17 protein-coding genes, 2 tRNA genes and 1 pseudogene are annotated in these 18,538 nt (G+C 54.1%); 13 read left to right on the plus strand and 7 right to left on the minus strand.

The features are described 5' to 3' along the window. Window positions 1–55: 55 nt before the first annotated feature. The 4 genes from ACR0MQ_RS08520 to ACR0MQ_RS08535 all read right to left on the minus strand — a co-directional run bounded on the left by ACR0MQ_RS08520 (window position 56) and on the right by ACR0MQ_RS08535 (window position 2,681). Window positions 56–157 (minus strand) — tRNA-Ser (locus ACR0MQ_RS08520). A gap of 179 nt (window positions 158–336) precedes the next feature. Next, a complete protein-coding gene (locus tag ACR0MQ_RS08525; protein WP_480607352.1) occupies window positions 337–1,062 on the minus strand; it encodes a hypothetical protein in 726 nt (241 codons plus the stop codon). Between the two features lie 4 nt (window positions 1,063–1,066). After that, window positions 1,067–2,146, minus strand: coding sequence for an MBL fold metallo-hydrolase (locus tag ACR0MQ_RS08530; RefSeq protein ID WP_480607355.1), 1,080 nt, complete (start codon window positions 2,144–2,146; stop codon window positions 1,067–1,069). A 445-nt stretch (window positions 2,147–2,591) separates the two neighbouring features. Beyond that, a tRNA-Ser gene (locus ACR0MQ_RS08535) sits at window positions 2,592–2,681 on the minus strand. Window positions 2,682–3,345: 664 nt separating this feature from the next. Here ACR0MQ_RS08535 and ACR0MQ_RS08540 point away from each other — a divergent pair. Next, window positions 3,346–3,471, plus strand: a pseudogene (locus tag ACR0MQ_RS08540) (D-2-hydroxyacid dehydrogenase family protein); the annotation flags it as partial. Here the strand turns inward: ACR0MQ_RS08540 and ACR0MQ_RS08545 are convergent. Further along, complete coding sequence (locus ACR0MQ_RS08545) at window positions 3,440–4,504, minus strand: AbrB family transcriptional regulator (protein WP_170772109.1); 1,065 nt, start codon at window positions 4,502–4,504, stop codon at window positions 3,440–3,442. The pseudogene ACR0MQ_RS08540 and the gene ACR0MQ_RS08545 sit on opposite strands and share 32 nt — an antisense overlap. A 78-nt stretch (window positions 4,505–4,582) precedes the next feature. Here ACR0MQ_RS08545 and ACR0MQ_RS08550 point away from each other — a divergent pair, with 78 nt between their 5' ends. The 5 genes from ACR0MQ_RS08550 to ACR0MQ_RS08570 all read left to right on the plus strand — a co-directional run bounded on the left by ACR0MQ_RS08550 (window position 4,583) and on the right by ACR0MQ_RS08570 (window position 9,732). Beyond that, window positions 4,583–5,263: a GntR family transcriptional regulator gene (locus ACR0MQ_RS08550; protein WP_170772106.1), complete on the plus strand. Its 681-nt coding sequence runs from the start codon at window positions 4,583–4,585 to the stop codon at window positions 5,261–5,263. 372 nt (window positions 5,264–5,635) lie between these two features. Beyond that, window positions 5,636–5,794 carry a hypothetical protein gene (locus ACR0MQ_RS08555; protein WP_480607357.1) on the plus strand — a complete coding sequence of 53 codons (159 nt, stop codon included), beginning with the start codon at window positions 5,636–5,638 and terminating at the stop codon, window positions 5,792–5,794. Between the two features lie 196 nt (window positions 5,795–5,990). Continuing rightward, on the plus strand, window positions 5,991–6,173 hold the full coding sequence (locus ACR0MQ_RS08560) for a hypothetical protein (RefSeq protein WP_480607360.1): 183 nt from the start codon (window positions 5,991–5,993) through the stop codon (window positions 6,171–6,173). 271 nt (window positions 6,174–6,444) lie between these two features. Continuing rightward, window positions 6,445–7,449: a FecR family protein gene (locus tag ACR0MQ_RS08565; RefSeq protein ID WP_480422540.1), complete on the plus strand. Its 1,005-nt coding sequence runs from the start codon at window positions 6,445–6,447 to the stop codon at window positions 7,447–7,449. A 48-nt stretch (window positions 7,450–7,497) separates the two neighbouring features. Next, window positions 7,498–9,732 (plus strand): CHASE2 domain-containing protein, encoded by a 2,235-nt coding sequence (locus ACR0MQ_RS08570; protein ID WP_480607363.1) that lies wholly within the window; start codon window positions 7,498–7,500, stop codon window positions 9,730–9,732. A gap of 236 nt (window positions 9,733–9,968) precedes the next feature. Here ACR0MQ_RS08570 and hemC read toward each other — a convergent pair whose 3' ends face one another. Beyond that, window positions 9,969–10,925 carry a hydroxymethylbilane synthase gene (gene hemC, locus ACR0MQ_RS08575; RefSeq protein WP_480607366.1) on the minus strand — a complete coding sequence of 319 codons (957 nt, stop codon included), beginning with the start codon at window positions 10,923–10,925 and terminating at the stop codon, window positions 9,969–9,971. A gap of 107 nt (window positions 10,926–11,032) precedes the next feature. Between hemC and hemE the strand changes: the two genes are divergently transcribed. Then, entirely contained in the window at window positions 11,033–12,067 is a 1,035-nt protein-coding gene (hemE, locus tag ACR0MQ_RS08580) for a uroporphyrinogen decarboxylase (protein ID WP_170772098.1), read from the plus strand. Window positions 12,068–12,125: 58 nt separating this feature from the next. On the opposite strand, the gene ACR0MQ_RS08585 is transcribed toward hemE, so the two are convergent. Beyond that, window positions 12,126–13,220, minus strand: a complete 1,095-nt coding sequence (locus tag ACR0MQ_RS08585; protein WP_480607369.1) for a CaiB/BaiF CoA transferase family protein — start codon at window positions 13,218–13,220, stop codon at window positions 12,126–12,128. 144 nt (window positions 13,221–13,364) lie between these two features. Between ACR0MQ_RS08585 and ACR0MQ_RS08590 the strand changes: the two genes are divergently transcribed. From ACR0MQ_RS08590 to ACR0MQ_RS08615, 6 genes are all read left to right on the plus strand, one after another. Continuing rightward, the gene (locus tag ACR0MQ_RS08590; RefSeq protein ID WP_170772095.1) at window positions 13,365–13,880 is read left to right on the plus strand and encodes an SRPBCC family protein; all 516 of its coding nucleotides are present in this window, start codon (window positions 13,365–13,367) and stop codon (window positions 13,878–13,880) included. A gap of 93 nt (window positions 13,881–13,973) precedes the next feature. Then, window positions 13,974–14,903: an ABC transporter ATP-binding protein gene (locus ACR0MQ_RS08595; RefSeq protein WP_480607372.1), complete on the plus strand. Its 930-nt coding sequence runs from the start codon at window positions 13,974–13,976 to the stop codon at window positions 14,901–14,903. Then, a complete protein-coding gene (locus ACR0MQ_RS08600) occupies window positions 14,900–15,661 on the plus strand; it encodes an ABC transporter permease (RefSeq protein ID WP_010443573.1) in 762 nt (253 codons plus the stop codon). The genes ACR0MQ_RS08595 and ACR0MQ_RS08600 overlap by 4 nt, the downstream gene beginning before the upstream one ends. A 104-nt stretch (window positions 15,662–15,765) precedes the next feature. Beyond that, window positions 15,766–16,563 carry a S49 family peptidase gene (locus ACR0MQ_RS08605; RefSeq protein ID WP_170772091.1) on the plus strand — a complete coding sequence of 266 codons (798 nt, stop codon included), beginning with the start codon at window positions 15,766–15,768 and terminating at the stop codon, window positions 16,561–16,563. Window positions 16,564–16,731: 168 nt separating this feature from the next. After that, window positions 16,732–17,694 (plus strand): calcium/sodium antiporter, encoded by a 963-nt coding sequence (locus ACR0MQ_RS08610; protein ID WP_170772089.1) that lies wholly within the window; start codon window positions 16,732–16,734, stop codon window positions 17,692–17,694. Between the two features lie 21 nt (window positions 17,695–17,715). Then, the gene (locus tag ACR0MQ_RS08615; protein WP_170772087.1) at window positions 17,716–18,495 is read left to right on the plus strand and encodes an SDR family oxidoreductase; all 780 of its coding nucleotides are present in this window, start codon (window positions 17,716–17,718) and stop codon (window positions 18,493–18,495) included. Window positions 18,496–18,538 lie beyond the last annotated feature (43 nt).

The following is an 18,538-nucleotide window of genomic DNA, read 5'->3' on the forward strand; positions in this document are numbered from 1 at the left end:
TTTTTGGCGGGTATCGCCACTAAGGCCGAAAATGCCGTTTAAATTCAATGGTATATGGCGGAGACGAAGGGATTCGAACCCTCGAGACCCTTCCGGGCCTACTCCCTTAGCAGGGCAGAATCCGTTTCCATTTTCACAAACAAAAACAACATCTTACCGGAAATTATGTTGGTTGTTGTGCCAATTTTGTGCCAAATTTGCACAGAAAAACCACTTCCCGCCATTTTTTTCGTGCGAGCTTTCAGACACTTGAAGCTGAATATCGTTTGATTTTCAAAGGTTATAGGTAGCGGTCCATTTGCACGTTAAAACTTGAATTGCACGGCGTATGAAACTCTAGTCCATCAATTGCTCTATACTGAGCAAGAGTTGGCGTTCATATAGTTCAGACGCTTCTTCGACTGATTTCTTCGTCACAAACAGCAGAAAGTATGCGGCATGCAGCGCGCAAATGACGATCACTGAAAGTAGAACATACGTACCACCAAGGCTTTCCAACCAAGACAAACTTTCAATCGTTAAAACAAGAACTGCGGCAGCTGAAATTAGAAAGTCTAAAGTTAACGCAGCGGGCCGCAAGCCATATAGGTTTCGACGAAATCCGTAGGTCTTATTCTCTTCAAACAACACGTTGAACTTGTCTTTGTCTCTTGTTTGTTCGCGCAGCCAAGCCCCACACCTCTGGTAGAATGCGTCTGCTTTGTCTGGATGCGAATTTTCATAGGTTATGTCTATTTCTTCCTCACCAAGTTTATTGCTGAGAAAGTTTAGGTACCTCGCTTTGGTTGCATCATCGATCCCAGTACTTTTATAGCTCAGCAACGAGTGTTTCGGTTTTCCATCAACGCTGCAAAAAATCTTAGCTTCAACTCTCTTTCCGTTTCTACGAGCTATGTCTGCAAGCGCAAATACCACCAGAAGCGATGAAACGGTCGAAGCAATCTTTACCATTGGATAAGCGCTTGAAGGTAGAAGAACGCAGCCCAAAAATATAAGCGATCCACACGCCATGATCGCCGGGACAAGCCTTGAACGAATGTTGTAAACATCAAGAGCATTCATCTTGTCACTCCTCGTACGCGGTCTCAAAAGCTTCGCTCGTCGCTGTAACCCATCCCGCTCTTTCGGGCATCGAGTGATAGTGCCTAATAACCTTGCCCCTACTTGAGTGGACCTTGTAGCCGCGACGAAGAAAGGCGTTTTTTACTCTCTTCCTCGGGTATTCAGGTTTGTTGCTTCCTACGCTGCAGAACGAGCTTCCTCTATGCGTGCCTTGCTCGACCATCTCACCCAACCATTGATCCAATACCGATGGAGTTACATTTCTTCGACTTCCGTGATGGGGAATTTGGATGAAATTCAATGGGCGCTTGATGTTTAAGTATTCGGCCACACCTGCTGCCTCGTTTAGTCCAATTGGACCAGAGTCCGCGGTCAATAAGACTGCTCGATCGTCAATTATCGCATACTGTACGATGCTTGTTTCGTTGAGCGTGGAGGTAGGATCTGGGTTTTCTTCCAGCTTCTCTTCGTTCCATGTTTCACTAAAGAATTGTTTAGCTTTTTCTACGAACCGGCGACCGGCTTGAGATGCCATCGCTAGAATTCCTTGAGATTGGACGTCTTGATAGGAAGTCGGCGTCTGATCGAATTCGGAAATGGAAGCCAAATAGCGATCTTTTAGCGGAGCCAGCACTTTGAACGCTCCGATGTCATGCCCAGCAAATGCTTCATCAATTTTGACACCGCGCTGTAGTGCTGTTCTTTCCAGTTCTGCGAGCACAGGAAAAGCTTCGCGAAGGGCATTTTCCAATCCTTGCACTGTGTAGCGCCCATGGAAGTTATCTAATACCTGCTCCGCGTATAGCCACGGACGGTTCATGCGAAGCGAACCAACATCAAAGTTTTCCAGGACTGTTTTGACTCCACCCAAGTGATCTCGATCAGGGTGAGTGACAACTAGGTGGTCAATGAAATCGGGTTCATCATAGTACTTTTTGATATGGTCCACGACGGTCTGACCTGTATTGACGTAACCCGCGTCGACGACATGAATAACAAAATCCGATCCATTGGTAGAGTAACGCACGCAGATGGCGTCTCCGTTACCTTCCCCTACGGGCAAAAATTCAATTTCAAATGGCATTTTAGTTTCCTTAGTCGCGGAAATGGCTTTAGCGTGTACCGAGCCACCGCCTTCTCCTTAAAATTGATTCGACCACACCGTGTCTCACGGTGAGACACTTATCATTTGTATGCTCTGATACAACATACAGCTGCCAAAGAGAGTAGCGTTTCTATTTGTTGTGGGTCCCAGTGGGTTCACCCTGAAGTCTTAGGCCATTGATTGCGGTTCTCGAGGAACCATAATGCGGGGTTATTCTGCGTCGCAGCATTGACGGAAACGAAGTCTCAAAGCTGTGCCGATTTTGTGCCAATTTTTTTAGACCGTGAATCGGACTGGATGTAACTACTTGTTTATAGGAAATTATTTTTCTCCGCTTTTTGCAGATTTTGGTAAAAGAGGGAGCGGCGCCCCAGAATTTCTGCGGTGCAGCAAGAAAAAATATTCGTTACTTATCAATGATTTATGGCGGAGACGAAGGGATTCGAACCCTCGAGACGGTTTCCCGCCTACTCCCTTAGCAGGGGAGCGCCTTCGACCACTCGGCCACGTCTCCGCCGACGGGTATATCCTTGCAAGCGGCGGGAATACAAGGCGAAATTTCCAGTTGTGCCTCACTCCGACAAAATTGGTGAACCCGTTGAAATCACGGTAAAACACACCGATTTACGTGGATTATGGGCAAGAATTGGATTTATTTTCTGAACCAATTCCCAGCGACACACCACCCAACCACCAGGTTCGAAACACCACAACTCTTCGAATCCCCGTTCAGTATCGCCGGACCGATTGAAAGATCATTATCTGCCGACGAAGAATTTCTTCGGTTTCAGTTCGAACCCATCTCCTCCGGGCAGTGGAGGTTGCGTATGTCAAAACAAACGGAAAAAGGTTAGAAGTGTGCAGATACGACAGTTGAAATTGATGCGCACTATTTTGCGATCGCCATTAAGCAGAAACTTACCCGTTCTTGACCATTCGCTACCTAGTTTAGCGCTGGCGTTGAAGCCGATCTTCGGTTGAACTGCTTCGAAAACTTCATCGCCTGACGCCAGTTTCTTTTCCGAGTGAGTGCCCCTGCTTCAACCTGCTCAATGTACTACGGCATGAAGAAGTCGGCGATTCCATCCTGATATGGGTGATTGGCGGAAGTAAAGGTCGCACAGTCCTTCTTGTACCACTTCTGGCAATCAAGGACCTGCGGTCGCTTGGCCAACGATATCGGTTTTGTGACCGAGGGCGAGTTCAACCTGCAATTTGCAGACATCTTCGATCAGGTAAACGCTTATACCGAAGGCGCGCCGATCCATATGATCAACCCCGAGGTTTGGACCAGCGCAGAATGAGATTTGCGGCGATAGGTGCGCCGATGATCACCAGCACGATCCTTGTCAAATGGTGAGTGATCACAAAGCCCAGATCCGCGCCTGAGACGATGGCCAGAACCGTCATTTCGGCCTGCCCGCCGGGTGCGAAGGCCAGAAACGCCTCGACCGGTTTGCCAAACCCCAACGTGGTGACAACAGCTGTGAATGCCGCTGCCAGCACGGCCAGCACAACCACGTAAGCGCAGCCCGCGGCCACGACCTTGCGCAACTCTACCCAGGTAACACCGACAAACTTCACGCCAATTCCGCAACCTATGAAGAATTGTGCGGCCAGGATGGCCTCGCGCGGTGGTCGTGTATGGATGAAGTCCCAGAGAGACAAAGCAGCCGTCAGGATCATCGGCCCCAGGATCGATGCGCCGAACAGGCCGATACGCTCGCCGCCCTTCCAGCCGATAAAGGCAGCCAGCACCATCAGGGCCAGCTCGTGCAGCGGCAGGTCGCGTGCGGGTTCTCCGATCGGGTTTGTCAGTTCGGCGCCGTAAAACATGGTCAGAAACAGCGGGGCCAGCGTCACGATGATCAGCACGCGCGTGCCATGGATCAGCGACAAAGTGCGCGGGTTGGCTCCAGCTTCGGTCCCAAAAATGATCATGTCCTGCAAGCCGCCGGGCATGGCGGCATAGAATGCGGTTGTCGTATCGAAACCCCAGACCCGGCGGAAGAATGGTACGCCGATCAGCGCGATCAACAGGATGAAAAATGGGACCAGTGCAATCGACGCGGCCATTTTAGGCAATTCAGCAAATAGGGCAGGTGTAATTGATGCGCCCACCGCCACACCCAGAATGGTGCGCGCTGCCACTGACACCTGCCCGAACCCTTCCATCGGCGCATGCGCGAGGGCCGCAATCAGACAGGCGCTCATCGGACCAAACAGAAAGGGCAGCGGCAGATTCAACGTCCAGAAAGCTCCGGTGCCAAGAAGTGCAAGGCCGAGTGTTACGGCCCGCTTTGTCAGAAGAGGCAGTGTGTTGGTCAGCGTGGGCAAGGAACGTTTTCCAGCGTTATTGACTCGTTGTGTATTCAACTGTATACAAGAGGATGCAAGAACACAAGTGAGCCTAATGTGACCATACAGGACGACCCCTTACAGCCCGGCCCGCAAGGCTATTCCGCGTACCAACGTCTTTTGGACGATATTCGCGAAGGCACTCTTCTGCCCGGTGAACGCCTGCGAGAAATAGAGCTGTCTGAACGATTGGGCGTCAGCCGTACCCCGGTGCGCGAGGCGATCCGGCAGTTGGAGACTGACGGATTGGTGATCCATGTTCCACGGCAGGGCGCAACCGTGCGCAGTCTGGATTATGCAGAGGTGATGGAGCTCTATGAAATGCGCGCGGTACTTGAGGGGACAGCTGCCCGTTTGGCCGCCCGCGCTGCGTCCGGTGTCGAACTGGATGAGCTTGAGGTTCTGAATGATCGACTGGCGGAGGCAGGCACGGGCCCGGACGCTGTGCGGATCAACCGGATTTTTCATGCGACACTGCTGGATGCAGCCAAGAACCGGTTTCTGGCAAAGTCGATGTTATCCTTGCAAAAGGCTCTGCTGGTCCTTGGGCCATCTCAACTGTTGGAGGGTGACAGGGCCGAGGCTGCGGTGGCCGAGCATCGGCGCATTATGGCGGCTTTGAATGCTCGCGACGGTGCAGCTGCTGAGACGGAGATGCGTGCGCATATTCAGGCCGCACAACGGATGCGCATCCGTGCATTGCAGGAACGCGACCGCAGGAGAGACGAAACCCAGTAGGTAATCTCGATATGGCCGCTCAAAACGAAGCTTGCGGTTTCGCTTTGGTCGAGAGCGGGAACGTAGCTCTCTGCGATGCGATGACTGTCGCCGAGGCAAGGGCGGGAATTTGATCCTCGAGACAGCAGCGAAACGCTATCGTGGTGGCAATACGCGCTACACATTCTAATTTCTCGGCATGCACTCAGGACCGCTGAGGCCTCTGACCGAGGGATACAACAGCACGAATTTCTGTTTGATCTTTTCAAGTTCGCTGACGGGAAAAATAACGAGCATCTGGCCCGCCCGGCGATCCGCGCGTCCGAGGAATGCCTGTCGTGGGTGGAGGAGCGGGTTGTCCGGTTCTTACCTTCGCTCTCTGGAGCCTTATCATTGTCCCGGAGCAACACGCTCTTCATGGGGGGCGGAAAGTCTCTGGAGAATGCAGATTACCGGACCGCGGTTGGTCTGACGGTAGATATTCTGTGTAAAGCCGCTGTCACGCATTTGGAGCTGACTGACGATAAAGTCCAATGGGTGGATTACACCTAAGTAGGTGAATCCTGCCGGATTTCGCCAAAAGCAGTGATCGCTGTTTTGGGCGGTTTTCAGGCGTATACCTACTGGTTGATCCGCGTATGGGGTGAGCCTGCAAAGAGCTTTCTGATCAAAGGAACGCCTAATAACTGCGGCGTGGTATTGCCGACCTTACGGGTCAGGGCGTGGAAAGTGTAGGAGACCCAGCCCAATGACACGCTTTAGCCATCGAGCGTCGCACGCCAAAATTCGCCGGGGGCATCGTCACCGCCTGGACTGCGTGCCGATTTCCATCGTCGCAAACAAGCACGCCCAGCGGTTCTATGACGAGGACGAGGATGTCTGGCCCAAGCATTGTGCGATCTGGGGATGTCTCGCCGGCGCGCAGACGTGACCCCGCACATTTTGCGCCTGAAAAGTTGTTCCGAGAACTGTTGATCAAATCCAATGATGTGGCTGTACCGAGCCTTGGATAAGAGATTTCAAAACGCGGGAAACGCAGGCAAATATCCCGATACTTGCCAAATGCACCGGTTTGAGCGCATATTTGTCTAGATTTAATGGGTTGAATAACTAATCAGATTTAGCTTTCTGAGGCGACAGATATCGGGCGAGGGGTGATTTAACATCCCAGTGGGTACCTTTTTGGGGAAGGGGACTTGGGTTTGGCCTGGTTAAGATTGTTTTTTGTTTTCATGGTTCTGGCTGCATTACCGGCATCGGTCACGGCCTCTATCGGAAAAGTATTGAGTGCCAAGCAGGGCGCCGATGTAGTTCGCGCTGGCAAAAAGATACGTCTGCGTGAAGGGATGGAGGTTGTTTCCGGAGATACCATTTCTACCGACCGATCCGGCGTCGTACAGTTGTTGTTCGTAGATGATACCAAGATCGCAATCGGCCCGAATGCACAAATGGTGCTGGATGTCTCAATGTTGCGCGGAAAAAAGAAAGCAAAATCTTTCGCGGTTCAGGCCTTGGGTGGCAGTTTTCGATTCATTTCGGGTAAAAGTAAGAAAAGAGCCTATTCCATACAAACCCCCACAGCGACCATGGCTGTACGTGGCACAACCTTCGACATGTGGGTTGTACCGGGTAAGCAAAGTGCCATGCTGGTATTGGAAGGTAAGGTCCGCATGTGCAGTCGATCGGGTAGGTGCCGCTCGACCGGGCGCCAGTGCAGCCTGTTCGCGACTTCACTGGGTGGGAATGTTGGTCGCCCCGTCGACCAGGAACAATATGAGTTGGCCCTTAAGAATGGCTTTCCATTCGTTCAGTCGCAAAGGGATCTGCTGAGTCCGCTTCAGGTCGATTTTGGCGGATGCGCTAGGGAATCTGTTCCTCTTGCGGTTCGGCAATCAGACATTCCGGTTCAACGAAGCGCGGCACCTCAAAGGGTCATTCAGACCCAAGTTGTGAGGGTGTCCAGAGCTGAAACTTCTGAACCGGAACCTGAGCCTGAACCTCCGACACCGGAACCCCCAGCGCCAGAACCTGAACCAGATGTCAGCTCAAATCGTTCTGGCCAAGGGGACGGTTCAAATCCTGCTGGTCGAACCGGACCTTCAGGCGGAACAGGGAACCCTGGCAAAGGTAAAGGTCCCGGGCATGGCAAGGGGAATAGTGGTAGCCCGGGTGATAGAGGCAACGCGTCCGCAGCCGCAAACAGGTAGGTGAAGACATCGCAAGCCTATTTTTCCCCCAGCGCCAAGGAGGCGAATGTGGCGGGTAAGATCAAAGCCAGAATTAGTCGACGACTGGGTTTTCGCCTGGCTGGTTTGGCGCTGATCTTGTTGGGTTGCTTCATAAGAATTCTAGACCCCTACCCCGTACGTATGTCTCGCCTGATCTACTTCGACGTGCTTCAGCGCATCTCGCCAAGGGAATACAACCCCGAATTACCGGTTAAGGTTCTGGATATAGACGAGCAGTCATTGGCTAACTGGGGTCAATGGCCCTGGCCGCGCACACTATTGGCGCAGATGGTTCAAAATCTAGGTGAAAACGGCGCGGCGGCCATAGCATTTGATATGCTGTTTGCCGAGCCTGACAGATATTCCCCCGCGCGATTGCTCAAAGACCCGTCGCTTGCAGGGGTTCTGACCGTTGAGAGTAATGCGCAAAAAACCGACTACGATGTCGTGTTTGGGCTAGAGGCTGCTCGTTGGCCAGTCGTACTGGGCACCGCCGCCCGAACATCCCAGGAAGGAAGTCAGATCAGCTCCAAGGCCGGCATCGTCGAGATCGGAGAAAACCCGACCGCGGGGTTGGTCTCGGTGCCTTACTGGACACCAATTGCACCACCTCTTGACCGCAGCGCCGCGGGAATTGGCGGCGTTAATGTCTCACCGATTGGGGGGATGGGCGTCGTACGACGTGTTCCAGCCTTGTGGGGTGGACCAGACGGGGCGCTGCCGGGGTTGGGCATCGAAGCTTTGAGAGTTGCTTTGGATGCGCCTTACATTCTGGTCGAGGGCTCTTCTGAGGAAGAAGGGATCGTACTTGCGGTCGAAATCGGAGATTTTCGACTGCCAACAACTGAAGATGGCGAGGTTTGGGTCAGGTATCGAAAAGATCAGCCAGATTTATATCTGTCGGCAGATGCAATCATGCAAAACCCTGATGATCCGGCGCTTCGATCAGAAATCGAGGGCCATATCATACTGGTGGGCACGTCTGCGGCCGGTTTGTTCGATATGCACCAGACAGCGTTGGGTGAGTCCGTACCAGGCGTTTCGATTCACGCGCAGATTATCGAACAGATTTTAGTTGGTGATTTGCTCAGCAGATCTGATGTGACCGCCGCGCTGGAACTGGTGGCATTTGTGATTCTTGGCATTGTTGTCACCGTGGTGATGTCCAACTTTGGAGCGGTTGCATCATTTGTCACAGGCGGCGTAGCGGCAATGGTGGTGATCCTTATCAGCTGGCTTTCATTTCAGAATCAATCGGTTTTGTTTGATGCGACCTTCCCTTTGGCCGGAGGAATGGCAAATTTCGGGTTGTTGGCAGGCTACCTGTTTATCTCAACCGAACGGGAAAAGCGGGTGATCCGTCAAACCTTTTCGCATTACGTAGCGCCCGAGATTCTTGATGAGATGGAGGCCAATGGGCATCAACTGCAATTGGGTGGAGAATCTCAGGAGATCACAGTGATGTTCTCGGATATTCGAGGATTTACCCCCTTGTCTGAGTCGGTATCCGCCACAGATTTGGTGGCTTTGCTAAACGCGCTTTTTTCTGAAATCGGGGACCAGATTCTTGTCGAACGCGGAACCATCGATAAGTTTATCGGCGATGCGGTCATGGCCTTCTGGAATGCGCCACTGCCGGTCGATGATCATCCGTGTCGCGCTGCATTGGCCGCATTGAAAATGCGGGTGGCGTTAGAGAATTTTAACTCTTCCTCCATTATGCGCGATCGTCCTCCGATTGCCCTCGCCACCGGGTGCGCGACCGGAGCCGCCTGTGTCGGCAATATCGGTTCGCGGCGTCGTTTCAACTATACGGTTATCGGGGATGTGGTGAATGTGGCGGCGCGGATCGAGCAGAATTGCCGACATGTGGATTACGACATACTTGTCTCACACTCGATACAGCAGGCCACAAAATCTGATCTGGCACTGCTCGAGGCGGGATTTGTTGATCTGAAGGGCAAGAGTGAACCAGAACCAGTTTACCTTCTTGTCGGTGACAGGAATCTAGCGGGCAGCGCTGAGTTTAAAGCGTTGGAGGCTGCGCATTTTAGGCTATTGGAAGCCGTTCGATCGCGGGCGTCACAGTTTGACGTTGCGAACCTAAGCAAAGAATGCGCAGCGCTCGCTGCGACAGTCGAGCCGGGTCTGGCATCATTCTATGGCACATTACCCGGCCGTGCTGCGGATTTTCGGTCAGAGATGGTGCATGCCCAACCGGTATTCAGTCATCATAATGGCCTGCGCGAAAACGCGACATAGTATCATCACCCGATTACTTTGGAGAAAGAACGAGGCGCAGCTGATTTTCAACTGCGCCCCGCCAGAAAGATCAATCTCGCCCCCTCGAATACTATCTAAAACAAAAACGGGCTAAAACTTTCGATATATTCGAGACCGACCTTCCATCCTCATTGGAATAAACTCATATTTAGACAATCCAACAGAAGATACAGTGAAGAAGTTCACATTACCTTGAAGTTGTATAAATTTTTTTCTTATCGCCAATCGAAGAAACCTGGACCAGCTTGTTTCAGAAGAGATGCTGCCATGGACTGGCCCAGTTCGATCCCGTCATCGACCGATGCGGTTACCTCATCGTTGATGGCCTCGGACCCGTCCGGGCGCAGAACTTCGCCGCGCAGATGCAACCGGCCATCTCGGATTTCAGCCAATCCAGCGATCGGAGTTTCACATGAACCGTCCAGCCCGGCCAGCAAGCTGCGCTCGGCGGCGAGTCGCTGGCTGGTTTCAACGTGATGAATTGCGGCCAGCATTTCTGCAGCGCGCGTGTCATCGCTGCGTCTTTCAATGCCGATCGTGCCCTGAGCAATAGCGGGTAGCATGTCGACCGTGGAAATGGCGGTCGCTGGGACGTCTTTCATATCCAACCGGCGCAAACCGGCCATGGCCAGAAACGTACAATCGGCCACGCCATCGGCCAGTTTCTTCAACCGGGTTTGAACATTGCCGCGAAACTCAACCACGTTCAGATCGGGCCGACGGTTCAGCAATTGCGCACGGCGACGCAGCGAAGACGTCCCGACAACAGCGCCTTCGGGCAGATCGTGAATCGAGCTCAATGACGGCGAGATAAACGCATCGCGCACATCCTCGCGTGGCAGGAATGTATCCAGCACCAGCCCGTCAGGCTGTTCCACCGGCATGTCCTTGGTCGAATGCACAGCGATGTCGATCTCGCCTTTCAGCATCGCCTCTTCGATTTCCTTGGTGAACAGACCCTTGTTGCCAATCTCTTTCAGCGGTCGGTCTGCGTCGATCATGGCACGGTTGTCACCGGTCGTCTTAATCACAACGATCTCGAACGCGTCCTCAGGCAGGTCGAAAGCGGCACCAAGCCTCTGACGGGTTTCATAGGCCTGCGCCAGCGCCAGCGGGGATCCACGGGTACCGATTTTCAGAGGCGATGCGGGGGTAGGCAATATCAGACTCATGTGCACAGCTTTAGTCGCGTCACATTGCCCTGACAATGGGGGCAGAGCTTGACAAATTGCCACTGAGGGCCGACCCGTTGCACCAAACCGGAACACTGGGGGCACGAATGGCCGAGACAAAGAAAATACTGCGGGCGCTGGCGGGTGAAGTTCAGGACGTTCCACCGATCTGGATGATGCGGCAGGCCGGGCGGTATCTGCCCGAATATCGCGCCACACGGGCGCAGGCGGGGGATTTCCTGTCCTTGTGCTATAATCCCGAGCTGGCCGCCGAGGTTACCCTTCAACCCATCCGCCGTTACGGATTTGATGCTGCGATCCTGTTTGCCGATATCTTGCTGGTGCCACAGGCGCTGGGCGCGGATTTATGGTTTGTCACTGGTGAGGGGCCGCGTCTGTCCACGATCACGCAGCAATCGGAATTCGATGCGCTGAAGCCGATTGATGCGATCCATGAAACTCTGTCTCCGGTTTATGAGACCGTGCGTATTCTTTCGCGTGAGCTTCCTTCTGAAACTACATTGATCGGATTTGCAGGCGCGCCCTGGACAGTGGCGACCTATATGATCGCCGGACGGGGCACCCCGGATCAGGGGCCAGCCCATGCGCTGCGCGAAGAAAATACTGCGCTGTTCGAGGCGCTTCTGGATCGGATCACTGCTGCGACAATTGAATACCTGTCAGCTCAGATCGAGGCCGGGGCCGAGGTTGTCAAAATCTTTGATAGCTGGGCAGGATCATTGAAGGGCGAAGCGTTTCAGAAATACGCTGTTGAACCCTGCCGCGTGATTACCGCAGCCATAAAGGCCCGGCATCCGGGCATTCCCGTCATCGGATTTCCTCGCGAAGCGGATCAGGGCTACATCGGGTTCGCCAAAGCCACCGGAGTGGATTGCGTCGCACTGGACAATTCTGTGTCGCCCGAATGGGCTGCTGCGAATGTACAAGTCGATGGGTGTGTACAGGGCAATCTGGCCTCATTGCATATGGTCACGGGTGGTCAGGCGCTGGTTGATGAGACACGTCGAATTGTTAAGGCCTTCTCGAAAGGGCCGCATATTTTTAATCTGGGACATGGGATCACACCGGATGCGGACCCGGAGAATGTTCAACTGATGATCGATACGGTGCGCGGGCGGTAAGCCGGGCTAAGGGGCCAGTCCCCTCTTGGCCTTCGGCCAATTCACCCCCGAGATATTTTCAGCCAGATGAAGCGGGCGGGAGATCGTTCAGAATTTCATCTGTGTGCTCTCCGCGTTTTGGGCTGGATCGAGGGTGCCAATCGTAGGTTGAGAATCTTGGTGCGGCTGCGGCTTGACGTGTTTCTTCGTGGTCGATCCATGTTTGGCGAGCCGTGTTCATTCGGTGATCTAGCGCTTCTTGCGGGCTTAGGACCGGGGCAACGCAGGCGTCTGTATCTTGGAACAGCGCCGCCCATTCATCGCGAGGTTTCTCGGCAAATATTTTGCTCAGGCGTACCGTCAGGCCCGGCCACGCAGCTTGGTCATATTGCCGAGCGAATTCAGCATCATCGCCAAGCCCGAGGATATCCAGAAAGCAGCCGTAAAACTTTGGCTCCAGACATTGAACTGAGATGAAGCCACCGTCTGCGCAGGTGTAAGTGCGGCTCCAATGCGGGCCGTCCAGCAGGCTTTCACCCCGAGTGTCGGACAGGTTGCCAGTCTGGCGCAGGCTCATCAGCAGATTCATCATATGGGCTGAACCATCGTAGATGGCAGCGTCCACCACCGTGCCTTTTCCTGTGCTTTGGGCATTCAGAAGCCCGGCTAGCAGACCTGCGGCCAGATACAGTGCGCCACCGCCGATATCTCCGACGAGCGTTGCAGGTGTTAACGGTGGTTGGCCAGGTGGGGACGCGTAAGACAACGCCCCCGAAAGCGCGATATAGTTAAGATCATGGCCTGCGGTGTTGGACAAAGGGCTTTGCTGGCCCCAACCAGTCATTCGGCCATAGACCAGTTTCGGGTTGATCTGATGACAATCCTCAGGGCCCAGCCCAAGCTTTTCCATCACGCCGGGGCGAAAGCCTTCGATCAGCGCATCAGCGGTTGCGATCAGACGTTTCGCTATCTCTAATTCCTGTGGGTCCTTGAGATCCAGCGCAATGGAACGCTTGCCTCGGTCCAGAAGGGAACGCTCAGGCATTCCCGGTGTGATCGCAGATCCTTTGCGGTGAATAGTGATGACGTCCGCACCCATATCCGCCAGCAGCATGGCAGCGAAAGGGCCCGGGCCAAGCCCTTCGACTTCGATGATACGAATACTGTTCAGCATGGTCCCTCCTGCGACGCAGGGTTTCTGCGTGGCGCAGCGAATGCAAGCGAAGAGTTTGTTTTGCCCCTGCAATTGGGTTGCTTGCATCGACAATTCAGGGCTAGGTCTATGTCGGTCTGCCGTAGGTATGAAAGAGGTTCTCAGATGCAGCTAAGCGATACACGCGAAATTCAGGCGTCACCCGCCGAAGTTTATTCTGCCCTGCTGGATCCTGAAGTGCTGAAAGCCTGCATCAGTGGTGCACAAGAGATCACGGGCGATCCGACTGAAGGATACCATGCGACCGTGGTGCAAAAGGTCGGCCCCGTGAAGGCGACTTTCAAAGGCACCGTTACCATGTCTGACATGGTTGAACCGGAACGTCTGACCATCGCGGGTGAGGGCAAGGGTGGGGCCGCAGGCTTTGCCAAGGGCAGTGCGAATGTAAGTTTAGAGCCAAGTGAGTCTGGTGGCACTCTTCTGACCTACGACGTTGATGCCAAAGTGGGGGGCAAGCTAGCGCAGTTGGGAAGCCGCCTGATTGATGGATTTGCCAAGAAGATGGCGGATCAGTTTTTTGCCAATCTGCAAGAGCACTTTGAAGGGCCACCGCCGGAAGACGATGACGCCGAGGAAGAAAACAAAAAGGGTTGGCTAGGCCGTTTGACAGGGCGAGATTAAGCCCCCTGCATACATGCGCATGAGCCTGTGCGGAATTGGACTGTTCCATGATGGTCCTCCGCGATAGGTTGCAGGGCCAGAACGAGGGAACGCATGACCACCATTTTGTCCATCCGCGATTTGCGGAAATCCTATGCCGATGGTTTTGAGGCGCTGAAAGGCGTGTCTCTGGACATTGAAGAAGGTGAGATTCTTGCGCTGTTGGGTCCGAATGGTGCTGGTAAAACAACGCTGATTTCCACCGTTTGCGGCATTACTACTCCGACATCAGGATCGGTTACCGTGGGGGGGCATGACATCCAGACCGAGTTTCGCGCGGCGCGAAAGATGATAGGACTGGTGCCGCAGGAGATCGCGCTGGAGCCGTTCGAGAAGGTTTGGAATACTGTTCGCTTCTCACGAGGGCTGTTCGGCCACGGGTCTGACAATGCCCGGATCGAAGAGATTTTGCGCAAGCTGTCCCTTTGGGACAAGCGCCGCAATTCAATCAAGGAGTTATCTGGCGGCATGAAGCGCCGCGTATTGATTGCCAAGGCTCTGGCGCATGAGCCACGGGTGCTGTTTCTGGATGAACCCACCGCTGGCGTCGATGTCGAACTGCGTAAGGACATGTGGGAGATCGTGGCCGAGTTGAAACTGGCCGGTGTCACCATCATCCTGACCACCCACTATATCGAAGAAGCCGAGGCAATCGCCGACCGTGTCGGCGTCATCGATAAGGGTGAGCTTTTGCTGGTCCAGGATAAGGGCACATTGATGGCGCAGATGGGTAAAAAACAGATCGAGGTCATGCTGACCGAGCCTGTATCGACCATTCCCGAAAGCTTGTCCGAGCATAACCTGACTTTGAATGGGGCCGGAGACTCGCTGATCTACACTTACGACACCCATGCCGATCGTACCGGGATCACCACTCTTCTCAATGATGTGGCGCAGGCTGGTCTGGTATTGCGCGACGTTCAGACCCGTCAGTCGAGCCTTGAAGAGATATTCGTTAACCTCGTATCCGGAGAGCCCGCATGAACTGGTCTGCAATTGCCGCAATCTACCGGTTCGAAATGGCCCGGTTCTTCCGTACGCTCGCACAGAGCTTTTTGTCGCCAGTGCTGTCGACCTCGCTTTACTTCGTGGTGTTTGGCACCGCGATCGGCAGTCGCATTCAAGAGATTGAGGGCGTGTCCTATGGCGCGTTTATCGTACCGGGTCTCATCATGCTATCTGTGGTGATGCTGTCGATCTCGAACGCATCTTTCGGCATATATTTTCCGAAGTTTCTGGGCACGATTTATGAGCTGTTGTCGGCGCCGATCAATTTCATTGAGATTGTGATCGGATATGTGGGTGCCGCGGCAACAAAGGCGCTTTTCGTCGGCCTTGTCATACTGGCCACTGCGACGTTCTTCGTCGATATACGCATAGAACACCCCTTTGCCATGGCGGCTTTCCTGATCCTGTCCTGTCTCAGCTTTTCGTTGCTGGGCTTTATCGTGGGTATCTGGGCTGGGAATTTTGAGCAGATGTCGTTGGTCCCTCAACTTGTCGTGACGCCCCTGATCTTTCTGGGCGGCACGTTCTACTCGATCTCAATGCTGCCGCCCCTCTGGCAAACGATCACGCTGTTCAACCCCGTGGTCTATCTGATTTCAGGTTTTCGCTGGTCATTCTACGGAATCGCCGATGTACCCATTTTTTGGAGCCTTCTGGCTATCCTTGCGTTCACCGGAATCTGCCTTGCAATCATTGGCTGGATCTTCAAAACCGGCTGGCGCATCCGTAGCTAGGGCGTTGCATTTTTGCCCATCAAGTGTGTGAAATTGGTTCACGTCGCGTTTATGGCGCTTCGGGTCTCTTGTTTACAGCCTCGGCGCCCTCTACATCGGCTTCCATGAAACTCAGCCTGCCCTTCCTGAAAAAGCAGCCCATGGTGGCCGTTGTTCGTCTGTCCGGTGCCATCGGAATGGCTGGGCGCGGGTCGATGAATGCCACCTCCCTAGCGCCGGTACTGGAAAAAGCTTTTCGCAAAGGAAAGCCTGCCGCAGTCGCGCTTGAGGTCAATTCGCCGGGCGGGTCGCCTGTTCAAAGCTCATTAATTGGTGCGCGTATCCGGCGGCTGGCGGAAGAGCTTGATATTCCGGTCTATGCCTTCGTCGAAGATGTGGCCGCCTCAGGCGGATACTGGCTGGCAGCGTCGGCAGATGAGATTTGGGCCGATGACAGTTCGGTTCTGGGATCAATAGGCGTGATCTCTTCTGGCTTCGGCGCGCATGTTTTTCTGGCACGCCAGGGCTTTGAAAGACGTGTGCACACAGCGGGTCAGTCGAAATCGATGCTCGATCCGTTTGCCCCCGAAAAGAAAGACGACGTTGCACGGCTCAAAGTGCTGCTGGGCGATATCCACGAGAATTTCATTGATCACGTAAAGTCTCGCCGAGACGGCAAGCTGGATACCAGTGCTGATCTGTTCAATGGCGAGGTTTGGCTAGCGCGGCGTGCGCAAGAGTTGGGATTGATCGACGGGATTGCACATCTGAAGCCCAAAATGCAGGAGAAGTTTGGCGAAAAGGTCAAATTCCGCCGTTACGGCCTGCGCAAACCGATCTGGTCCCGTTTTGGGGCGACGATTGCGCAGGATGCCTTTGCCGGGCTTGAGGAGCGTGCTGCATACGCGCGTTTCGGGTTGTGACGTGATCATCAAAATAGTCACACTGTTTCTGGTTGCCATGGGTGTTCTGGCGATGTTCGGAAAGCTCCGCTTTCCGGGTCAGAAACGGTTGAGTTCTGCAAAATGTCCACGTTGTGGGCGGTTTCGGATCGGTAAAGGCCCCTGTCCTTGTGAAACAGGAGGCCGTGGATGAGCGCGTGGCTGTTCTCTGGCCTTGGATTGCTAATCCTGCTGTTGGCAGGTGATGCGCTGGTCCGCGGGGCCGTGAACCTCAGCCTGCGATTGGGTGTGCCTGCGCTGATAGTCAGCCTTACGATTGTTGCCTTTGGCACCTCGGCACCTGAATTGTTGATCGCGATCAGTGCGATCAAAGAAAATGCTCCGGGGATAGCGCTGGGCAATGTGGTGGGGTCGAACACGGCGAATATTCTGTTGGTCCTAGGGCTTCCGGCGCTTTTGGCGACGTTGCACACAAGCGAATGTGACAGCAGAAAAAACTATATCTTCATGTTGCTCGCTTCGGTTCTGTTTATCGGGTTGGCATTTTGCGGGGTCTTTAATCTGCTCAGTGGGGCGATCTTGCTGGCAGCTTTAGCTCTGGTTCTCGCCAATGCCTTTCGCGAGGCGCATGCCCACCGCAAAGCCTGTGGTGAAGCCTGTGCTGAAGACGACGAACTGGACGGTCTGGAGGAAGCAGACCCCGACATGCCTTATTGGAAGGTAGCAGTTTATTTGATCCTGGGCCTGATCGGTCTGCCAATGGGTGCCCATTTGCTGGTCGACAATGCAACCATCATCGCCCAGAGCTATGGCGTGAGCGAAACTGTGATCGGCCTGACCTTGATCGCGGTTGGCACATCCTTGCCGGAACTGGCGACTACGGTCATGGCGGCATTGCGTCGGCAGGCAGATGTGGCGCTGGGCAATGTTATCGGATCGAACATGTTTAATCTGCTGGCCATTGTCGGTATCGCAACTCTGTTTGGGCGTATCCCGGTTGATCCTGAGTTTCTACGCTTTGATCTCTGGGTGATGCTGGGTGCATCGCTTTTGCTGGTCCCGTTTGTTTTCTTCAAAAAGGATATCACGCGGGTCTGGGGTTTGGCCCTGACGCTACTTTATGTGATCTATGTGGTTAGCCTTCTGGCCTGATCAGACCTGGGGAGAGAGCCCATGACCCAAGCACTGGTGACCGGAGCGGGAAAACGTCTTGGCCGCGCCATGGCACTATACCTGGCGCGGCGCGGGATGGATGTGGCTGTGCATTACGCAAGCTCGGAACGGGAAGCGCTTGAAACAGTGAATGAAGTGCAAGCGCTGGGGCGAAAGTCAGTCGCTCTGCGGGCAGATCTGCTTGACGAAGCTCAGGTCAGCTCGTTGCTGCCCCGCTCGGTCGAGGCGCTTGGCGGGCCGATAACTTGCCTCGTCAACAATGCCTCGATCTTTGAATATGACAATATTCATTCCGCTACGCGCAACAGCTGGGATCGCCACCTCGACAGCAACCTGCGCGCGCCATTTGTTCTGACGCAGGCCATGGCCGCACAGGGATTGCAGCCGACATTGGATGAACAGGGTGAGCCCCAGGCAGTGGGTCTGATCGTGAACATGGTGGACATGCGCGTACGCAAACTGACGCCCGAGTTCATGTCGTATACGATCGCCAAGATGGGTCTATGGACCCTGACCCGAACCGCAGCTCAGGCATTGACACCTGCGATCCGCGTAAACGCAATCGGCCCGGGACCGACGATGCAGGGTCATCGACAAAGCGAAAAGCACTTTAACGCTCAACGCCGGAACACGATTCTTAAACGCGGCGCGAATCCTTCAGATATCACTGCCGCGCTTGGCTATTTTCTGGATGCGCATTCGGTCACCGGTCAGCTTTTGTGCGTGGATGGCGGGCAGCATCTGGGCTGGCAGACGCCGGATGTACTGGGCGTAGAATAGGTAAAACTGCGGTAAGTTTTGCACCGCTCTCATTTACGTTACA

It is taken from the genome of Ruegeria sp. AN6 (genome assembly GCF_056540425.1).